This is a genomic window from Campylobacter concisus, assembly GCF_003048875.2.
Lineage (GTDB): Bacteria > Campylobacterota > Campylobacteria > Campylobacterales > Campylobacteraceae > Campylobacter_A > Campylobacter_A concisus_AU.
Map to the genome: position 1 here is coordinate 595,608 of NZ_CP049264.1, position 19,773 is coordinate 615,380.

At 38.5% G+C, this 19,773-nt stretch carries 18 protein-coding genes and 5 tRNA genes; 22 read left to right on the top strand and 1 reads right to left on the bottom strand.

Features of this window, described 5'->3' with window-relative positions; genetic code table 11:
* Positions 1–7: 7 nt before the first annotated feature.
* Together CVT07_RS03005 and CVT07_RS03010 are read left to right on the top strand one after the other, a co-directional pair.
* Entirely contained in the window at positions 8–643 is a 636-nt protein-coding gene (locus CVT07_RS03005) for a response regulator transcription factor (RefSeq protein ID WP_107937292.1), read from the top strand.
* A gap of 124 nt (positions 644–767) precedes the next feature.
* The gene (locus tag CVT07_RS03010; protein WP_223227820.1) at positions 768–1,262 is read left to right on the top strand and encodes a transglutaminase-like cysteine peptidase; all 495 of its coding nucleotides are present in this window, start codon (positions 768–770) and stop codon (positions 1,260–1,262) included.
* Here the strand turns inward: CVT07_RS03010 and CVT07_RS03015 are convergent.
* Entirely contained in the window at positions 1,259–1,507 is a 249-nt protein-coding gene (locus CVT07_RS03015) for a hypothetical protein (RefSeq protein WP_002941090.1), read from the bottom strand. The genes CVT07_RS03010 and CVT07_RS03015 overlap by 4 nt on opposite strands.
* Positions 1,508–1,762: 255 nt before the next feature.
* Here CVT07_RS03015 and CVT07_RS03020 point away from each other — a divergent pair.
* The 20 genes from CVT07_RS03020 to rpsG all read left to right on the top strand — a co-directional run bounded on the left by CVT07_RS03020 (position 1,763) and on the right by rpsG (position 19,762).
* Positions 1,763–1,838 (top strand) — tRNA-Thr (locus CVT07_RS03020).
* Positions 1,839–1,890: 52 nt separating this feature from the next.
* A tRNA-Tyr gene (locus tag CVT07_RS03025) sits at positions 1,891–1,975 on the top strand.
* Between the two features lie 7 nt (positions 1,976–1,982).
* Positions 1,983–2,059, top strand: a tRNA-Gly gene (locus CVT07_RS03030).
* A gap of 124 nt (positions 2,060–2,183) precedes the next feature.
* Positions 2,184–2,258: transfer RNA gene (locus CVT07_RS03035), tRNA-Thr, on the top strand.
* 72 nt (positions 2,259–2,330) lie between these two features.
* Positions 2,331–3,530 (top strand): elongation factor Tu, encoded by a 1,200-nt coding sequence (gene tuf / locus CVT07_RS03040; RefSeq protein ID WP_002941132.1) that lies wholly within the window; start codon positions 2,331–2,333, stop codon positions 3,528–3,530.
* A gap of 53 nt (positions 3,531–3,583) precedes the next feature.
* Positions 3,584–3,742, top strand: coding sequence for a 50S ribosomal protein L33 (gene rpmG / locus CVT07_RS03045; RefSeq protein WP_002941157.1), 159 nt, complete (start codon positions 3,584–3,586; stop codon positions 3,740–3,742).
* Positions 3,743–3,762: 20 nt separating this feature from the next.
* A tRNA-Trp gene (locus CVT07_RS03050) sits at positions 3,763–3,838 on the top strand.
* A 17-nt stretch (positions 3,839–3,855) separates the two neighbouring features.
* Positions 3,856–4,035, top strand: coding sequence for a preprotein translocase subunit SecE (gene secE, locus CVT07_RS03055; protein WP_002941070.1), 180 nt, complete (start codon positions 3,856–3,858; stop codon positions 4,033–4,035).
* Positions 4,036–4,046: 11 nt separating this feature from the next.
* A complete protein-coding gene (gene nusG / locus CVT07_RS03060) occupies positions 4,047–4,580 on the top strand; it encodes a transcription termination/antitermination protein NusG (RefSeq protein ID WP_180385147.1) in 534 nt (177 codons plus the stop codon).
* Between the two features lie 10 nt (positions 4,581–4,590).
* Positions 4,591–5,016 (top strand): 50S ribosomal protein L11, encoded by a 426-nt coding sequence (rplK, locus tag CVT07_RS03065; RefSeq protein ID WP_002941145.1) that lies wholly within the window; start codon positions 4,591–4,593, stop codon positions 5,014–5,016.
* Positions 5,017–5,075: 59 nt separating this feature from the next.
* Positions 5,076–5,777 (top strand): 50S ribosomal protein L1, encoded by a 702-nt coding sequence (gene rplA, locus CVT07_RS03070; protein WP_107937290.1) that lies wholly within the window; start codon positions 5,076–5,078, stop codon positions 5,775–5,777.
* 103 nt (positions 5,778–5,880) lie between these two features.
* Entirely contained in the window at positions 5,881–6,366 is a 486-nt protein-coding gene (gene rplJ, locus CVT07_RS03075) for a 50S ribosomal protein L10 (RefSeq protein ID WP_103567743.1), read from the top strand.
* Positions 6,367–6,394: 28 nt separating this feature from the next.
* Entirely contained in the window at positions 6,395–6,772 is a 378-nt protein-coding gene (rplL, locus tag CVT07_RS03080; RefSeq protein WP_012001504.1) for a 50S ribosomal protein L7/L12, read from the top strand.
* A gap of 117 nt (positions 6,773–6,889) precedes the next feature.
* Positions 6,890–11,035, top strand: coding sequence for a DNA-directed RNA polymerase subunit beta (gene rpoB, locus CVT07_RS03085; RefSeq protein WP_107937288.1), 4,146 nt, complete (start codon positions 6,890–6,892; stop codon positions 11,033–11,035).
* Complete coding sequence (gene rpoC, locus CVT07_RS03090; protein WP_002941087.1) at positions 11,022–15,536, top strand: DNA-directed RNA polymerase subunit beta'; 4,515 nt, start codon at positions 11,022–11,024, stop codon at positions 15,534–15,536. Before rpoB ends, rpoC begins: the two co-directional genes overlap by 14 nt.
* Before the next feature lie 133 nt (positions 15,537–15,669).
* Positions 15,670–16,059 carry a DoxX family protein gene (locus CVT07_RS03095; RefSeq protein WP_009294512.1) on the top strand — a complete coding sequence of 130 codons (390 nt, stop codon included), beginning with the start codon at positions 15,670–15,672 and terminating at the stop codon, positions 16,057–16,059.
* A 135-nt stretch (positions 16,060–16,194) separates the two neighbouring features.
* Positions 16,195–17,607, top strand: a complete 1,413-nt coding sequence (gene nhaC, locus CVT07_RS03100) for a Na+/H+ antiporter NhaC (protein WP_107937286.1) — start codon at positions 16,195–16,197, stop codon at positions 17,605–17,607.
* Positions 17,604–18,737 (top strand): beta-aspartyl-peptidase, encoded by a 1,134-nt coding sequence (iadA, locus tag CVT07_RS03105; protein ID WP_107937284.1) that lies wholly within the window; start codon positions 17,604–17,606, stop codon positions 18,735–18,737. Before nhaC ends, iadA begins: the two co-directional genes overlap by 4 nt.
* Before the next feature lie 80 nt (positions 18,738–18,817).
* Positions 18,818–19,213 (top strand): 30S ribosomal protein S12, encoded by a 396-nt coding sequence (gene rpsL, locus CVT07_RS03110; protein ID WP_002941121.1) that lies wholly within the window; start codon positions 18,818–18,820, stop codon positions 19,211–19,213.
* A gap of 78 nt (positions 19,214–19,291) precedes the next feature.
* Positions 19,292–19,762 carry a 30S ribosomal protein S7 gene (gene rpsG / locus CVT07_RS03115; RefSeq protein ID WP_002941142.1) on the top strand — a complete coding sequence of 157 codons (471 nt, stop codon included), beginning with the start codon at positions 19,292–19,294 and terminating at the stop codon, positions 19,760–19,762.
* Positions 19,763–19,773: the final 11 nt, after the last annotated feature.

Genomic DNA, 19,773 nt, shown 5'->3' on the forward strand with positions numbered 1-19,773 from the left:
TATAATTATGAATGTGGTTTTTTTTACTCAAAATGGTTCGCTTAATAATCTTTGGCGAGGGTATTTTTCAGATGATAGTGTGAAATTTACTCACAATAAAAAGGATTTTTTTGCAAATTTAAACAATGAGGTTGATATCGTCGGTATAGATACAAATGCTTTTAAAGATAGCCTTGATGAAAATATTAAAACCATTCATGAAAGTTTTCCAAATATAAAATGTCTAATCCTTGCAAACGAACCAAAATTTAGTGAAGGCAAACATCTGCTGGCTCTTGGTGTCAAAGGATATGCAAACTCACACATGAGAAAAACGCACTTTGAAGATGCCTTTGAGACGATTTTAAATGGCAAAGTTTGGCTTTATCCAGAATTTATCCAAGCGATGATTGGAGAACTAACTGGCTCATATATAAATAATGAAAGTGAAACTTTAGAGAGAAAGTCTGATCTAGGTGAGCTTAGCTCACGCGAAAAAGAGATCGCAAACTTAATCTACCAAGGTCTAACAAACAATGAAATTTCAGAGCAAACAGGCATTACTTTAAGGACGGTGAAGGCGCACACTACGTCGATTTACAGCAAGCTAAATGTGAAAGATAGAATAGGTCTTGTGCTTTTGATGAAGCAGCTGCATGCGTAAAATTTTGCTTCTTTTCTTTTTTGTTTCTTCTCTTTTTGCAAATAATTTTGAAATTTCTCCAAAAAATATATCTCAGTGTAAAAATCAAATTTGCAAAAATATCCTAAATCACTATGCAAATTTTATGAAAAAAATAGAACACGAAAGCTTTATCAGAAAGCTGGAGCTCATAAATTCATACTTAAATTCTTTGATGCCAAGATATGATGATTTTTACAATACAAATGTAGATGTGTGGAGCACTAGGGGGGAGTTTTTAAGGCGAGGTGGCGGAGACTGCGAAGAGTACGCGATATCAAAGCGCGATAGCCTAAAAGATCTTGGCGTGGATAATCAAAAATGCCTTCTAGTAGTTCAGGAAAAAAATACAAAAAAATATCATATGGTGCTAGCTGTTTGGGAAAATTTACACAAAGAGCCTTTGATACTGGATAATCTTAGCTTTAGAGTTTTGCCACTTTCGAAGCGCTACGACTTAGTGCCAGAGTATTGCTTGATGGACGGGAAATATTTTAAGATAAAAAAAGATGGCATAAATTTAGAGCCTGTAAATATAAGAATGCAAACTTACGAAAATTTGATAAAAAAGGAAAAAGAAGAGAAATTTTGGAAGAATTAATCTTCCAAGTCAATGTCTATTTTTTCAACATTTGTTGTAATATCTTTAGTATTTTTCTCAATGTTGTGTTTATTTTTCTCGATTAGTGATCTGTTTTGACCTATAAGGTCTCTATTTTCTTTGATACCATCACTGTTTTGCTCGATCATTTTGCTTAGTGTCGCTATCTTTTTTTCATAGCGGATCATTAAAAAGTAGATCACGTAAATTAGCAGTAAAATTACCGCCCAAGGTAAAAATTGCATATTAAATCCTTTGTAATTTTTCGTAATTATAGAAATTTTAGCTTTTAAAAAAAATAAAATTATAAAAAATGAAATTTTGTATATGTAAAATTTATATTTGTTTTTTGTAAAAGCGGCTCAGATTAGTGGGCTATTTTTGAAATTTCCTATAAAATTTATAGATTTTTGATTGCAAAAAAATAGATAAAATATTTTTCAAAATCTCCTTGACTTTTATTTTATTTTGGGCTATAATTGCCACTTCACAAAACAGGTGCTGGTGTAGCTCAGTTGGTAGAGCTACTGCCTTGTAAGCAGTGGGTCGGCGGTTCAAGTCCGTTCACCAGCTCCATTTTGTAACAGTGTTTGACCAGAAAATACCAAAATAACTTATTAATGTTTAAGGTGAGATACTCAAGCGGCCAACGAGGGCAGACTGTAAATCTGCTGACTATGTCTTCCGTGGTTCGAATCCACGTCTCACCACCATTGTTATGCGGGAGTAGCTCAGTTGGCTAGAGCATCAGCCTTCCAAGCTGAGGGTCGCGGGTTCGAACCCCGTTTCCCGCTCCAAAATTTGGGAAAGTAAACTGGGAGCTGTATCTAGATTTTACTAAACACAGTTATTCCATCTTTATTTTCATGAATTTTTAGTTGTTTGTATGTTGATTAAAATCATCTCAGCCAAGCGTTTTTCGCTCATATGGCTCAGAGGTAGAGCACTTCCTTGGTAAGGAAGAGGTCGCGGGTTCAAGTCCCGCTATGAGCTCCACTGGTTTATATGATTTTATATTACTATACGAATTTGAATTAGATAAAGACACATATCATAACGGAGGAAAAGATGGCTAAAGAAAAATTTTCACGCAACAAGCCACACGTAAACATAGGCACTATCGGTCACGTTGACCATGGTAAAACTACTTTAACAGCTGCAATATCTGCTGTTCTTTCACGCAAAGGTCTTGCTGAGCTAAAAGATTATGATAATATTGATAATGCTCCAGAAGAGAAAGAGCGTGGCATTACAATTGCTACTTCACACATTGAGTATGAGACAGAGAAACGTCACTATGCTCACGTTGACTGCCCAGGTCACGCCGACTATGTAAAAAACATGATTACAGGTGCTGCACAAATGGACGGCGCTATTCTAGTTGTTTCTGCAGCAGACGGCCCAATGCCACAAACAAGAGAGCACATCTTGCTATCTCGCCAAGTTGGTGTTCCTTATATCGTTGTTTTCATGAACAAAGCAGATATGGTCGATGATGCTGAGTTACTTGAACTAGTTGAAATGGAAATTCGCGAACTACTTAACGAGTACAACTTCCCAGGTGATGATACTCCAATAGTTTCTGGTTCAGCACTTAAAGCTCTTGAAGAGGCAAAAGCTGGACAAGACGGCGAATGGTCAGCAAAAATTATGGAACTAATGGATGCGGTTGATAGCTATATCCCAACTCCAGTTCGTGCTACAGATAAAGATCTTCTTATGCCAATCGAAGATGTTTTCTCAATTTCAGGTCGTGGTACAGTTGTAACAGGTAGAATTGAGAAAGGTGTTGTAAAAGTTGGCGATACAATAGAAATCGTTGGTATCAAACCTACACAAACAACAACGGTTACTGGTGTTGAGATGTTTAGAAAAGAGATGGATCAAGGTGAAGCTGGCGATAACGTTGGTGTTCTTCTTCGTGGTACTAAAAAAGAAGACGTTGAACGTGGTATGGTTCTTTGCAAACCTAAGTCAATTACTCCTCACACAAAATTTGAGGGTGAGGTTTATATTCTAACTAAAGAAGAGGGCGGTCGTCATACTCCTTTCTTTAACAACTATAGACCACAATTTTATGTAAGAACAACTGACGTTACTGGTTCTATTACATTACCAGAAGGCACAGAGATGGTTATGCCAGGTGATAACGTAAGAATTTCTGTTGAGCTTATCGCTCCAGTTGCACTTGAAGAAGGTACTCGTTTTGCTATCCGTGAAGGTGGTAGAACTGTTGGTTCAGGTGTTGTTTCAAAAATACTTGGTTAATTTATAAAAATATGCCAAAGGGGAACCCCTTTGGCTTTCTATAAGGAATATATATGAGAATTAAAATCGGTTTAAAATGCTCTGAGTGTGGTGATATCAATTATACTACTACAAAAAACAGCAAAACCACTACAGATAAGGTTGAGCTCAAAAAATATTGCCCAAGATTAAAAAAACATACTGTTCATAAAGAAGTTAAGTTAAAAAGCTAAATTAAGAATAAGTAGCTATTAGGGCAATAGCTCCAACGGTAGAGCGCTGGATTCCAAATCCAATGGTTGGGGGTTCGAATCCCTCTTGCCCTGCCACAATTAAGGTTAAGATTATGGAAAAATTTATAAATTATATAAAGCTATCTAAATTGGAAATAATGAAAGTTATCTTTCCTACTAAAGAACAAATTAGAAATGCTTTTATTGCAGTTTTTATCGTGGTCGCTGTTGTTTCACTTTTTTTAGCTCTTGTTGATGTTATTATGTCCTTTGTTCTTTCTAAAGTTATATAGGATAAGGAAAAATAATGTCACACAAATGGTATGCTATACAAACTTACGCTGGTAGCGAAATGGCAGTAAAAAGAGGAATTGAAAATTTAGTTAGAGATCACGGTATCGAAGATCAACTAAAAGAAGTTATCGTTCCTACAGAAGACGTAATAGAGATAAAAAACGGTAAGCAAAAAATTAATGAAAGAACTCTTTATCCTGGATATGCTTTTGCATGTTTAGATCTTGATACAGCTCTTTGGCATAAGATTCAGTCTTTGCCAAAGGTTGGACGTTTTATCGGTGAGGCTAAAAAGCCTACACCATTGACTGAAAAAGATATAAATACTATCTTGGAGAAAGTTCAAAAAAGAGCGGCACCAAAACCTAAAATATTTTTTGAGGATGGTGAAAGCGTTCGCATAACAGAAGGTCCTTTTGCTAACTTTACAGGTATCGTTGAAGAATACGATATGATACATGGCAAGCTTAGACTCAATGTTTCTATTTTTGGTAGAAGTACCCCTGTTGATATTTTGTATTCACAAGTTGAGAAGATAATTTAAGGAGCAAGAAATGGCTAAAAAAGTTATAGGTGAAATAAAATTACAAATTGCCGCAACAAAAGCAAATCCTAGCCCGCCAGTTGGTCCAGCATTAGGACAAAAAGGCGTTAATATTATGGAATTTTGTAAAGCCTTTAATGAAAAAACAAAAGATATGGTTGGATTTAATATCCCGGTCGTTATAACAGTTTATGCTGATAAAAGTTTTACATTTATCACAAAGCAACCACCTGCTACGGACCTTATTAAGAAGGCTGCGGGTATAACAAAAGGAACAGATAATCCTTTAAAAAATAAAGTAGGTAAATTAACAAAAGCTCAAGTTTTAGAAATTGTTGAGAAAAAACTTGTTGATTTAAATACAAATGATAAAGAGCAAGCAGCTAAGATTATTGCTGGTTCAGCTCGTTCAATGGGTGTCGAAGTAGTAGACTAAAACCTTTACCGTCAGGTTGATTTTTAAAAGACGGAAGCAATTTATATGCGGAGAAATTTATGGGAAAAACTAGTAAGAGATTTCAAGAATTGCTCAAAAAAGTAGAGCAAGATAAAATTTATAACCTTAGCGAGGCTATCGATACTGTTAAAACTCTAGCTTCTGCTAAATTTAATGAGACAGTTGAGATTGCGTTAAAATTAAACGTTGATCCAAGACATGCTGATCAAATGGTTCGTGGTTCTGTTGTTTTACCAGCTGGTACAGGCAAAGTTGTAAGAGTTGCTGTTATAGCAAAAGATGCTAAAGCTGATGAGGCAAAAGCTGTTGGTGCTGACATAGTTGGTGCTGATGATCTAGTTGAGGATATCCAAAAAGGTATAATGAACTTTGATGTTCTTATAGCTACTCCAAATTTAATGGGTCTTGTAGGTAAAGTTGGTAGAATTTTAGGACCTAAAGGTTTAATGCCAAATCCAAAAACTGGAACAGTTACAATGGATGTTGCACAAGCTGTTAATAATGCAAAAAGTGGTCAGGTAAATTTCCGTGTCGACAAGCAAGGAAATATACATGCAGGTCTTGGTAAGGTCAATTTTACTAAAGAGCAATTAAATGAAAATATTTCAACATTTATTAAAGCTATTAATAAACATAAACCTGCGACTGCAAAAGGTAGATATGTAAAAAATGCTTCATTGTCTTTAACAATGAGCCCTTCTGTAACTCTTGATACTCAAGAAGTTATGGATTTAAAATAATAATTTAGAGAAATTTATATCTTAGATTGGAGATAGCCGAGGCCATTGGGCTTAATTGATTCGACCCGCTCTGCTTGAAATTACCGGTCGGAAAGGAGAAAAAGTGACACGTAACGAAAAAACTGAAGTTGTTGCAAAATTAGAGAGTGAATTTAAAACTGCTGAAGCTATTGTAGTTTGTGACTATCGTGGTCTTTCAGTTAAAAAACTTGAAGTTTTAAGAAATTCTGCAAAAGAACAAAATGTAAAAGTTCAAGTTATTAAAAATACTCTTGCAAATATTGCTCTTAAAAATTCTGATAAAGTCGGAATGGAACTTAAAGATACAAACATCTATCTTTGGAGTGAAGATCAATTAGCAGTAACTAAAGTAGCCGCAAAATTTGAAGAGGCTAATGCTGACCTTTTCAAAATTAAAACAGCATATATCGATGGCGAAGTTGCAAGCGTTGATAAAGTTAAAGCTCTATCTAAAATGCCTAGCCGTGATGAGCTTATTGCGATGCTTTTGCAAGTTTGGAATGCGCCAATTCAAAATTTCACAATTGGTTTGAATGCGCTTAAAGAGAAAAAAGAACAATCAGCTTAATTAAATTAAAAAATAATAAGGATTAAAAATGGCAATTACAAAAGAAGACGTATTAGAGTTTATATCTAATCTTTCTGTACTTGAACTTAGCGAACTTGTAAAAGAGTTTGAAGAGAAATTTGGTGTTAGCGCAGCTCCTGTAATGGTAGCTGGTGGTGCAGTTGCTGCTGGTGGTGCAGCTGCTGCTGAAGAAAAAACAGAATTTAACATCGTTCTTGTTGATTCTGGTGATAAGAAAATCAACGTTATTAAGGTTGTTAGAGCACTTACTGGTCTTGGTCTTAAAGAGGCTAAAGATGCAGTTGAAGGAACTCCATCTGTTCTTAAAGAAGGCGTTAGCAAAGACGAAGCTGAAGCAGCTAAAAAAGAGCTTGAAGAGGCTGGTGCTAAGGTTGAACTTAAATAATTTTTTATTATTTAGGCTTAATATTTCAAGAGAGGGCAGAGGCTCTCTCTTTTTTAAATTTTAGATGCCTTGTAAAAGGCTATACTTTTCTTTCAAAATTACCACGAGGTAGATGCAATGTTAAATAGCTTATACTCAGGAAATCGTCTTAGAGTTGACTTCTCTAATGTCGTTAAAGAGATAGACGTTCCGAACCTACTACAACTACAAAAAAAGAGCTTTGATAATTTTTTAAATCTAAATAACAATCAGACAGAAAGCGGTATCGAAAAAGTTTTTAAGTCGATTTTCCCTATACATGATCCGCAAAATCGTTTGACTTTAGAATATGTTAGCTCAGAGATTGGAAAACCAAAATATACAATCAGAGAGTGCATAGAAAGAGGTCTTACATACTCTGTAAATTTAAAAATGAAAATACGCCTTATCGTACATGAAAAAGACGATAAGACTGGTGATAAAGTTGGCGTTAAAGATATAAAAGAGCAAGAAATTTTTATACGTGAAATTCCGTTGATGACAGATAGAATTTCATTTATTATAAATGGCGTTGAGCGTGTTGTTGTAAATCAACTTCATAGAAGCCCTGGCGTTATCTTTAAACAAGAGGAGAGTTCAACTGTTGCAAATAAACTTATTTATACAGCTCAAATAATCCCAGATCGTGGCTCTTGGTTGCACTTTGAATATGATACAAAAGATATTTTATATGTTAGGATAAATAAGCGCAGAAAAGTGCCTGTAACTATCTTGTTTAGGGCATTAGGATATAAAAAACAAGACATTATTAAGCTATTTTATCCAATACAAAATTTAGTTATTAAAAATAATAAATTCTTAACTCTTTTCAACCCAGAGGATTATCTAGGAAGAGTTGAGTATGATATAAAAAATGAAGACGGAGAAGTTCTTCACCAAGCTGGCAAGCGCTTAACAAAGAAAAAAGCTGATAAATTAATCGAAGATGGCGTTAAATTTGTCGAGTATCCGATCGAAGCACTTATAGGTAGATATTTGGCAAACCCTGTGATAAACACAGAAAGCGGCGAAATTTTATATGACACACTATCTGCTCTTGATGAGAATAAACTTGCAAAAATTTTAGCTGAGCATGAAAGTATCGAGATCATAAACAACTCTGCTGCCGGTGTTGACGACGCTATCATAAATTCATTTATCGCTGACAACGATATGCTTAAAGTTTTAAAACAAACTGAGGGCGTTGATGATGAAAATGATCTTGCTGCGATTAGAATTTACAAGGTCATGAGACCTGGCGAGCCGGTAGTTAAAGAGGCTGCAAAAAGCTTTGTAAATGATATATTGTTTAACCCTGAAAGATATGACCTAACAAAAGTTGGTCGTATGAAGATGAACCACAAGCTCTCGCTTGATGTGCCAGAGTATGTTACCTTGCTAACTAGTGAAGATATCATCAAAACTGCAAAATATCTTATAAAAGTTAAAAATGGACAAGGTCACATTGACGACCGCGATCACCTTGGCAACCGCCGTATAAGATCGATAGGTGAGCTGCTTGCTAGTGAGCTTCACCTTGGTTTTGTTAAGATGCAAAAGGCTATCCGTGATAAATTTACAAGTCTAAGCAACAATACTGACGAGATCATGCCTTATGATCTTATCAATCCAAAAATGATTACAGCAACAATCATGGAATTTTTCACAGGCGGTCAGTTAAGCCAGTTTATGGATCAGACAAACCCGCTTAGTGAGGTTACACACAAGCGCCGTCTATCTGCACTTGGCGAGGGTGGCTTGGTAAAAGAGCGTGCTGGATTTGAGGTGCGTGACGTTCACCCAACTCACTACGGCAGAATTTGCCCGGTTGAGACTCCAGAAGGTCAAAATATTGGTCTTATCAACACTCTTTCAACTTATGCAAAAGTAAATGACCTTGGCTTTGTTGAGGCGCCTTATAAAAAGGTCGTCGATGGCAAAGTGACTGATGAGATAGTCTATCTAACAGCGACTCAAGAAGAGGGCAATGTTATCGCTCCAGCATCAACTAAACTTGATGAAAACGGACATATCGTTGAGGATTTGATTGAGGTTAGAAAAGAGGGCGAGATGATGCTTGCTCGTAGAGAAGATGTTACTTTGATCGACCTTTGCTCTGGTATGATAGCAGGTGTTGCAGCTTCGCTTATCCCGTTCCTAGAGCACGATGACGCCAACCGTGCGCTTATGGGTTCAAACATGCAACGTCAAGCAGTACCACTACTTCGCTCAACTGCTCCTATCGTTGGAACAGGCATGGAGAGTATTATCGCAAGAGATGCTTGGGAGAGCGTTAAGGCAAAACGTGGCGGCGTAGTTGAAAAGGTTGATAATAAAAATATCTTTATCCTTGGCGAAGATGAAGCTGGTCCATATATCGATCACTACTCTTTAGAGAAAAATTTAAGAACAAACCAAAACACGACATTTTCACAACACCCGATCGTTAAAAAAGGCGATGAGATCGTTGCTGGTCAGATAATAGCTGATGGTCCAAGCATGGAAAAAGGCGAGCTAGCTATCGGTAAAAATGCACTAATCGCGTTTATGCCTTGGAATGGCTACAACTACGAGGACGCGATCGTCATTAGTGAAAAAATGATACGTGAAGATGCCTTTACAAGTGTTCATATCTATGAAAAAGAGATCGAGGCTCGTGAGCTAAAAGACGGCGTTGAAGAGATAACAAAAGATATACCAAACGTCAAAGAAGAGGAGCTTATGCACCTTGACGAAAGCGGTATCGTTAAAATCGGTACAGAGATCAAGCCTGGTATGATTCTTGTTGGCAAAGTATCTCCAAAAGGTGAGGTTAAGCCAACTCCAGAAGAAAGACTACTACGTGCGATCTTTGGTGAAAAAGCTGGTCACGTGGTAAATAAATCACTCTATGCTTCAGCTTCAATGGAAGGCGTGGTTGTTGATGTTAAAATTTTCACCAAAAAAGGCTATGAAAAAGATAGCAGAACAAACAAGGCCTATGAAGAAGAGAAGACACTTTTAGAAAAAGAGCACCACGATAGACTGCTTATGCTAGACCGCGAAGAGATGCTAAAAGTTACAGCACTTCTTTCTAAAAACCCACTAGCGAGCGATCAAGAGGTAAATAAAAAAGAGTATAAAAAAGGCTCAAAGATCAACAAGGCTGACTTTGAGAATATCAACAGATTTACTCTAAATGCTATCGTAAAGAGCTTTTCAAAAGATATCCAAAAGAAATATGATGAGCTAAAAAACTACTTCCAAAATGAGAAGAAAAAGCTCAAAGAAGAGCACGACGCTAAGATAGAAATTTTAGAAAAAGATGACATTTTACCAAGCGGCGTTGTAAAACTTGTAAAAGTTTATATAGCTACAAAACGCAAACTAAAAGTTGGCGATAAGATGGCTGGACGTCACGGTAACAAAGGTATCGTTTCAAATATAGTTAGAGAAGTTGATATGCCGTATCTTCCAAGTGGTCAGATTGTTGATATCGTGCTAAACCCACTAGGTGTTCCAAGCCGTATGAACATCGGTCAAATTTTAGAGAGCCACCTTGGTCTTGTTGGTTACCGCTTAGGCGAGCAGATCAATGAAATTTTCGAGACCAAAAAAGGTGAGTGGATAAAAGAGCTAAGAGCTAAGATGATAGAGATCGCAAGTGTTGCTAAGCTAATGGACGCTAAAAAAGCTCTTGGCAAGATGAGTGATGAGAAGCTTCTTGAGTATGCAAAAGATTGGAGCAATGGCGTAAGATTTGCAACTCCGATTTTTGAAGGCGTTAAAGCTGACGAATTTGCAAAATTATTTGAGATGGCAAAGATAGATAGCGATGGTAAAACCGAGCTATATGACGGACGCACAGGCTCAAAGATAAGAGAACGCGTTAATGTTGGTTGTATGTATATGCTAAAACTTCACCACTTGGTTGATGAAAAAGTTCACGCAAGAAGTACTGGACCATACAGCCTTGTTACACAACAACCTGTCGGTGGTAAGGCGCTATTTGGTGGTCAAAGGTTTGGTGAGATGGAGGTTTGGGCACTTGAGGCTTATGGCGCTGCTCATACACTAAGAGAGATGCTAACTGTAAAATCAGACGATGTTGAGGGAAGACTTTCTGCTTACAAAGCTTTAACAAGAGGTGAAAACGTTCCTGAGACTGGTATCCCTGAGACGTTCTTTGTTCTAACAAACGAGCTAAAATCACTAGCTCTTGATGTGGAAGTATATGATGAGGATGAGACAAATGAAACTAACTAATTTAAAACCAGTTGAGATAAAAGAAGAGCATAGACCTCGTGATTTTGAAGCTTTTCAACTTCGTTTAGCAAGTCCTGAGAAGATAAAATCTTGGAGTTATGGCGAGGTTAAAAAACCAGAAACTATCAACTACCGCACGCTAAAACCTGAGCGTGACGGTTTGTTTTGTGCCAAAATTTTTGGACCGATCCGCGACTACGAGTGCCTTTGTGGTAAATATAAAAAGATGCGTTATAAGGGCATCAAGTGCGAAAAGTGCGGCGTTGAAGTAACAACATCTAAAGTTCGTCGCTCTCGCATGGGTCACATCGAGCTTGTAACCCCAGTGGCTCATATCTGGTATGTAAATTTCTTGCCAAGCCGTATAGGTGCGCTTCTTGGTATCAAGATGAAAGACCTCGAACGCGTACTTTACTATGAAGCGTATATTGTTGATAATGCTGGTGAGGCTTATTATGACAATGAAAATTCTAAAAAAGTTGAAAAATATGACGTTTTAAACGAGGAACAATATCAAAGCCTAGCTTCAAGATATGAAGAAACTGGCTTTAGCGCTAGAATGGGTGGCGAGGTCATTTATGATATGCTAGCTGAGCTTGATCTAACTCAAATTTTAAATCAGCTACAAGAAGAGATGGAGGCTACAAATTCTGAGGCCAAGAAAAAGACTATCGTAAAACGTCTAAAGGTTATTGAGAGCTTTTTAAATTCAGGCAACCGCCCAGAGTGGATGATGATAACAAATTTACCAGTTCTTCCGCCTGATCTTAGACCACTTGTTAATCTTGATGGTGGTAAATTTGCTGTTTCAGACGTAAATGATCTATATCGCCGTGTAATAAATAGAAATAGCCGTCTAAAACGCCTACTTGAGCTTGACGCACCTGAGATCATTATCAGAAACGAAAAAAGAATGCTTCAAGAGGCTGTTGATGCGCTATTTGATAATGGTCGTAGAGCAAATGCGGTAAAAGGTGCAAATAAACGCCCACTAAAATCACTAAGTGAGATTATCAAAGGTAAGCAAGGCCGCTTCCGTCAGAATTTGCTAGGTAAGCGTGTTGATTTCTCTGGACGTTCTGTTATCGTCGTTGGTCCAAAGCTAAAGATGGATCAGTGCGGTCTTCCAAAGAAGATGGCTTTAGAGTTATTTAAGCCACATTTGCTTGCTCGCCTTGAAGAAAAAGGCTATGCGACAACCGTTAAGCAAGCTAAAAAAATGATAGAAGATAAGACAAATGAGGTTTGGGAGTGCCTAGAAGAGGTCGTTAAAGACTATCCGGTCATGCTAAACCGTGCTCCAACACTTCACAAACTTTCTATCCAGGCGTTTCACCCAGTTCTTGTTGAAGGTAAGGCGATCCAGCTTCACCCGTTAGTTTGTGCGGCGTTCAACGCTGACTTCGACGGCGACCAAATGGCTGTTCACGTACCACTATCTCAAGAGGCTATTGCTGAGTGTAAAATTTTGATGCTTAGCTCAATGAACATCTTGCTTCCTGCAAGTGGTAAGGCTATCACAGTCCCTTCACAAGATATGGTTTTAGGAATTTATTATTTAAGCCTAGAGAGAAACGATGAAAAAGGTGCAAACAAAATTTTCTCAAGCGTCGATGAAGTAATGATCGCTGAAGAGGCTAACACTCTTGGTCTTCACGCTAAAATCAAAACAATGGTTGATAACAAGATCATCTTTACAACAGCTGGTCGCTTGATCTTAAGAGCGATACTTCCTGATTTTGTCCCTGAAAATATGTGGAACAAGATCATGAAGAAAAAAGACATTGCAAATTTGGTTGATTATGTTTATAGAAATGGCGGTCTTGAAGTAACGGCTGACTTCCTTGATAAGCTTAAAAATTTAGGCTTTAGATATGCTACAAAAGCGGGAATTTCTATCTCTATTGCAGACATCATCGTGCCAGATAGCAAGCAAAAATATATCGACGAAGCTAAGAAAAAAGTTCGTGAAATTCAAAAGCAATATGGCGCTGGTCTTTTAACAGATAGTGAGAGGTACAACAAGATCATCGATATCTGGACAGATACAAATAATAGTGTTGCAAGCGAGATGATGAAGCTTATCCAAAGTGATAAGGGTGGATTTAACTCAATTTATATGATGGCTGACTCAGGTGCGAGAGGTAGTGCAGCGCAAATTCGCCAGCTAGCTGGTATGCGTGGTCTTATGGCAAAACCGGACGGCTCGATCATCGAAACACCGATCATTTCAAACTTCCGTGAAGGTCTAAACATAATGGAGTACTTCAACTCAACCCACGGAGCTAGAAAGGGTCTTGCAGATACCGCGCTAAAAACTGCTAACGCTGGTTACTTAACAAGAAAGCTAATCGACGTTGCTCAAAATGTTAAAGTCACAATGCACGACTGCGGTACGCACGAGGGTGTTGAGATCACAGATATCACAGAGAGTGGCGAGCTAATAGAGAGCCTTGAAGAGAGAGTCTTGGGCCGTGTTTTAGCAGATGATGTGATCGATCCTATAACAAATGAAATTTTATTTAGCGAAGGCACATTGCTTGATGAGGAGAAAGCTAAGGCAATAACTGAAGCTGGCATAAAATCAGTAAGCATTAGAACACCTATCACGTGCAAGGCGCCAAAAGGCGTTTGCGCAAAATGCTACGGCTTAAATTTGGGTGAGGGCAAACTTGTAAAACCAGGCGAGGCTGTCGGTATCATCTCAGCTCAATCAATCGGTGAGCCAGGTACTCAGCTAACGCTAAGAACGTTCCACATCGGTGGTACGGCTTCTACTGAACAACAAGACCGCCAAGTCATCGCTCAAAAAGAGGGCTTTATTAGATATTACAACCTTAGCACATACGAGAACAACGGCAAGAAAATCGTTGCAAACAGAAGAAGTGCAGCTGTATTACTTGTTGAGCCAAAGATAAAATCAACAATCGATGGTAAAATCGAGATCGAATATGCCCACGAAGATGTAAATATCGTAATCAAGGGTAAAAAAGAAGAGATCAAATATACCATCAGAAGAAACGATCTTGCTAAGCCAAACGAACTAGCTGGCGTTAGCGGCAAGATCGAAGGCAAGATGTATATCCCTTACGCAAATGGCGATAAGGTAAAAGAGAATGAGAGTATTGTTGAGATCATCAAAGAGGGTTGGAACATTCCAAATCGTATCCCTTATGCTAGTGAGCTTAAAATTTCAGATGGCGATCCAGTAACTAGAAAGATCACAGCAGATGCAAATGGTGTAGTTAAATTTTTCATACTAAAAGGTGACTTCCTTGATAGACTAAAAGATATCAAAAAAGGTCACAAAGTAACCGAAAAAGGCTTCTTTGTTGTTGTTTCTGACAAAGACGGACGTGAGGCAGTTCGCCACTACATCCCAAGAAATTCTATCATCCAAGTATCAGACAATGATGCGGTAGAAAGAGCGACAGTGGTCTCACTACCTGAAAAAGATGACAAGCTAATAATCGCTGAGTGGGATCCATACTCAACTCCAACTATTGCAGAAGAGGCTGGTGTGGTTAGCTTTGAAGATGTCGAGCCAGGATATAGTGCGACTGAGCAAGCTGACGAGGCAACTGGTCAAAGACGTCTTGTTATCAACGAATATTTGCCAAGTGGCGTAAAACCAGCGATCATTATCACTACAAAGAGCGGACATTTGATCAAGTATCCACTTGATCCAAAAACTGCGATCTTTGTTTCAAGTGGCGATGAAGTAGCCCAAGCTGACATTTTGGCTAAGACTCCAAAAGCTGTTGCTAAGTCAAAAGATATCACCGGTGGTCTTCCAAGAGTTAGTGAGCTATTTGAGGCAAGACGCCCTAAAAATACAGCCATCGTTGCTGAGATCGACGGCGTTGTTAGATTTGACAAGCCACTTCGCTCAAAAGAGCGCATCATCATCCAAGCAGAAGATGGCACGACAGCTGAGTATTTGATCGAGAAGAGCCGCCAGATCCAAGTAAGAGACGGCGAATTTGTTCATGCTGGTGAGAAACTAACAGACGGACTTATCTCAAGCCATGATATCTTAAGAATTCTTGGTGAAAAGGCACTTCACTACTATTTGATCAGCGAAATTCAGCAAGTTTATCGTCGCCAAGGTGTTGCGATCGCTGATAAGCACATCGAGATCATCGTCTCTCAAATGCTTCGCCAAGTCAAAATCGTCGATAGCGGAAATACAAATTTCATCGTTGGCGACATGGTTTCAAGAAACAAATTTAAAGAAGAGAACGAGCGCATCATGAAAATGGGTGGCGAGCCAGCTATCGCTGAACCGATCCTTCTTGGTGTTACAAGAGCAGCTATCGGAAGTGATAGTGTGATCTCTGCTGCGTCATTCCAAGAGACAACTAAGGTTTTAACAGAAGCGTCAATCGCTGCTAAATTTGACTATCTTGAAGATCTAAAAGAGAACGTCATCCTTGGACGTATGATCCCAGTTGGTACTGGTTTTTACAAAGATAAAAAGATAAAGATCAAAGAAAACTAATATATTAAGCCCCGCATCTGGGGCTTAATTCTCTTATAAATTTACCCACTTAAATTTACAAAATTTCAAAATTTACAAGCCGTTAATCAATATTAAATAAAATCCATAACTAAAAATATGTAACGGAGATATTATGAAAAATGTCGATCTTGGACTTTTATTTCTGCGCTTAGGTCTTGGAATTTGCCTTTTTATGCACGGCTTTGGCAAAATTTTACACGGAGTTGGCGGCGTAAAGAGCATTTTAGTTGATGCTGGACTACCTAGTTTTCTGGCGTATTTTGCCTATCTTAGCGAGGTTTTAGCCCCTATAATGATTGCTGTTGGTTTTTACTCAAGGCTTGGCGCGCTCCTAGTTTTTGGCTCTAGTCTTGTCATTTTGTATTCATATTTTGGCTTGTCAAATTTACTTGAGCTAACTAATGTAAATGGCTTTAAAGCAGAGCTTATATATCTTTATATCGCTATGTCACTTTGCATCATCTCGACTGGTAGCGGTAAATACGCTATCAAACAAGATTGATCTAAATTTAGCACATATCAGATGTGCTAAATTTTCACACGTTTTATTTAAATTTTAATTTTATTTTATTTTTTTATAACAATTTAAGTTTGTAGCCTTTAAATTCAAAAATATCTCAAATTTAAAGGACACATGATGAACTCTATAAAAAAAGAGCCTTCGTTTCTGCTGGCCCTTACGCCTATCTTGGTTATGATCGTAGGCCTTGCGCTTGGCGTTGGTTATATGAAGCTAAAGGTTGAGCCGATCATTTTGATAGCAGCCCTTGTGGCTGGTGGCATCGCTTGGAGGCTAGGATATAGTTGGAGTGAGCTTCAAGAGGGAGTGATAGAGAAAATTTCAAGCTCATTGCCAGCGCTTATGATACTTTGGGCAGTCGGTCTGCTTATTGGCTCGTGGGTATTTTCAGGCACCATCCCTATGATCATCTACTACGGCGTGGATCTTATAAGTCCGCAGTATCTAGTCCTAACAGCTTTTGTCATCGCAGCCATCATCTCAACCGTAACTGGCACATCTTGGGGCTCTGCTGGCACAGTCGGTGTCGCCATCATGGGCATAGCTCAAGGTCTTGATGTAAATTTAGCAGCAACTGCTGGTGCGGTAGTCGCAGGAGCATACTTTGGCGATAAGCTCTCCCCACTCTCAGACACGACAAACCTAGCTCCGATAGCAGCTGGCTCAGAGCTTTATGAACACATCAGACATATGTTTTATACGACTATCCCAGCAACTATTGTTGCGATAGCAGCTTATCTATTCTTTGGTAGCGAGGCGGCAAGCAGTGGTGCAAATGTTTCAGAGTCGGTTTTGGCGCTTCAAGGTCAGCTTGATAAAATTTTTCACTGGAATATCATCTTGCTTTTGCCTGTGCTTTTTGTCTTGGCTGGTTCGGTGCTAAAGTGGCCAACTATACCTGTCATGATCATCGCTTCGCTATTTTCAGTGCTTCTTGGCGTTATCGTTCAAGATTTTAGCTTTAAAAATGGCTTTATCTCAGTGATGACTGGCTTTAACGTCACGATGAGCGGCATTAATATGGAGTTTTCAAAAGATATCACTAAGCTTTTAAATAGAGGCGGCGTGAGCTCGGTAAATTCAACCACTATACTAGTCATCTGCGCTATGGGCTTTGCTGGCATCATCTCAAAAACTGGCATGCTTACGAAGGTACTTCACACCATTATGGCAAGGGTCAAATCAACAGCAGGAGTCATCATCTCAACTATCGGCTCATGCCTAACTGTCGCATTTGTCACAGGTAGCTCATATCTTTCTATCCTCATCCCTGGTGAGATGTTTAAAGACTTTTATAAAGAGAAAAATTTAGCAGCCAAAAACCTATCAAGAACACTTGAAGACTCTGGCACCGTGATCGTCCCACTCATCCCTTGGTCAGCAGCTGGCGCATATATGACAGCTACACTTGGCGTGCCAACAGTAGAGTACTTGCCATGGGCGATCCTAAACTACATGGGCGTTGTCTTTGCTATCATTTTAGCGCTTACTGGCATCGGCATAGCTAAGATAAACAAGGACACCAAATGATACTTATAAAAAACGTCAAAATTTACTCGCCAAAATTCCTTGGTAAAAAAGATATATTTATATGTAATGGCAAGATCGTCTGCATAGCTGAAAATTTAGAGCCAAATTTGCCAAATGTAAAGGTAATCGACGCTTCAAATTTCACGGCTATACCAGGTCTCATTGATAAGCACGTGCATATCACTGGAGGCGGCGGAGAGGGCGGCTTTAAGACTAGGGTGCCTGAGATCATGCTATCAAATTTAATAGAAGCTGGCATAACGACGGCTGTTGGCCTACTTGGAACTGACAGCACGACAAGAAGCGTTGAAAATTTAGTCGCAAAAGCACACGCGCTAAACGACGAGGGCATCACGTGCTATGCTCACACTGGCGCATACAGCTCTAAAACGCCAACCATAACTGGCGAGATCGAAAAAGATATTGTCTTTGTTGATCCGATAATCGGCACCAAGCTAGCCATAAGCGACCACCGCTCATCAAGCGTGAGCAAAGATGAGCTAGCTCACATAGTTTCAGCTGGCAGGGTGGCTGGTATGATCAGCTCAAAGTCAGGACACACCACGCTTCATATGGGTGATGGCAAAAAGGGCTTAAATTTGATCTATGAAGTGCTAAATGAGTACGATATACCGATCACTCTATTTCAGCCAACGCACGTAAATAGAAACGAGGAGCTTTTTAAACAAAGCTTTAAATTTATAAAAGATGGCGGCTACATCGACTTTACCTGCATGCCAGGACTTACGCCACTTGAAGCTGTAAAGCGCATCAAAAAAGAAAATTTACCGACAAATAAGATAACCATTAGCTCAGACGGCTTTGGCAGCTACTCTAGCTATGATAGCGACGGAAATTTACTAAAAATAGGCATCGCTAGCGTTAAGAGTTTGTATGAAGAGTTTATAAATTTTGTAAAAGATGGTTTTAGTATCGAGGAGGCGTTGCCATATTTTACGACAAACGTGGCAAAAAGTGTGGCCTTACAAAATAAAAAAGGCGAGATAAAAGAAAATTACGATGCAGATATTTTGCTAATCGATGAGAAATTTGAGATTAAATTTGTCGTTGCAAAGGGTGAAATTTTAAAAGATGACAGTGGTTTTATAAAAAAAGGAACGTATGAATAAGTCTAACTTATTAACCGTTATTTAAGCTTTTTTTAAATAAAATTAGGTCTTTTTAATAAATTTAGTTGAAAGGAATTATTGTGCCAACCATAAATCAATTGGTCAGAAATGAACGCAAGAAAGTGACTGTTAAGTCAAAATCTCCAGCGTTAAAAGAGTGCCCTCAAAGAAGAGGAGTTTGCACTAGGGTTTATACTACAACTCCTAAAAAACCAAACTCAGCTTTGAGGAAAGTTGCCAAAGTTAGGCTTACAAGCGGTTTTGAAGTCATCAGCTATATCGGCGGTGAAGGTCACAACCTACAAGAACACAGTATTGTTTTAGTTCGCGGCGGTAGGGTTAAAGACTTACCAGGTGTTAAATATCACATCGTTCGTGGTGCACTTGATACTGCTGGTGTTGCAAAAAGAACAGTTTCTCGTTCTAAATATGGTGCAAAACGCCCTAAAGCTGGCGCTGCTGCTCCAAAAAAGTAAAAAATTAGGTTCGCAGACGTTGCTTAAATTTGCAAACGTTTGAGTAAAATTTCATAAAAATTTGAAGGAAAAATCAAAATGAGAAGAAGAAAAGCTCCTGTAAGGGAAGTTTTACCTGATCCGATTTACGGAAATAAAATAATCACTAAATTTATTAATTCTCTTATGTATGATGGCAAAAAAAGCGTCGCTACAGAGATAATGTATGGTGCTATTAAAGCTATCGAAAAGAAAAATGCTGAGGTTAAAGGCATCGACGTTTTTAACGACGCTATCGAAAATGTAAAACCTATTTTAGAAGTTAAATCACGCCGTGTTGGTGGTGCTACTTATCAAGTACCAGTTGAGGTTCGCCCAGCTCGCCAACAAGCTCTTGCTATCCGCTGGCTTATAACTTTTGCTAGAAAAAGAAGCGAAAGAACAATGGTTGATAAACTAGCAAATGAGCTTTTAGATGCGGCAAATTCAAAAGGTGCATCTTTCAAGAAGAAGGAAGATACTTACAAGATGGCAGAGGCTAATAAAGCATTTGCTCACTACCGCTGGTAAGAAAGAATTAG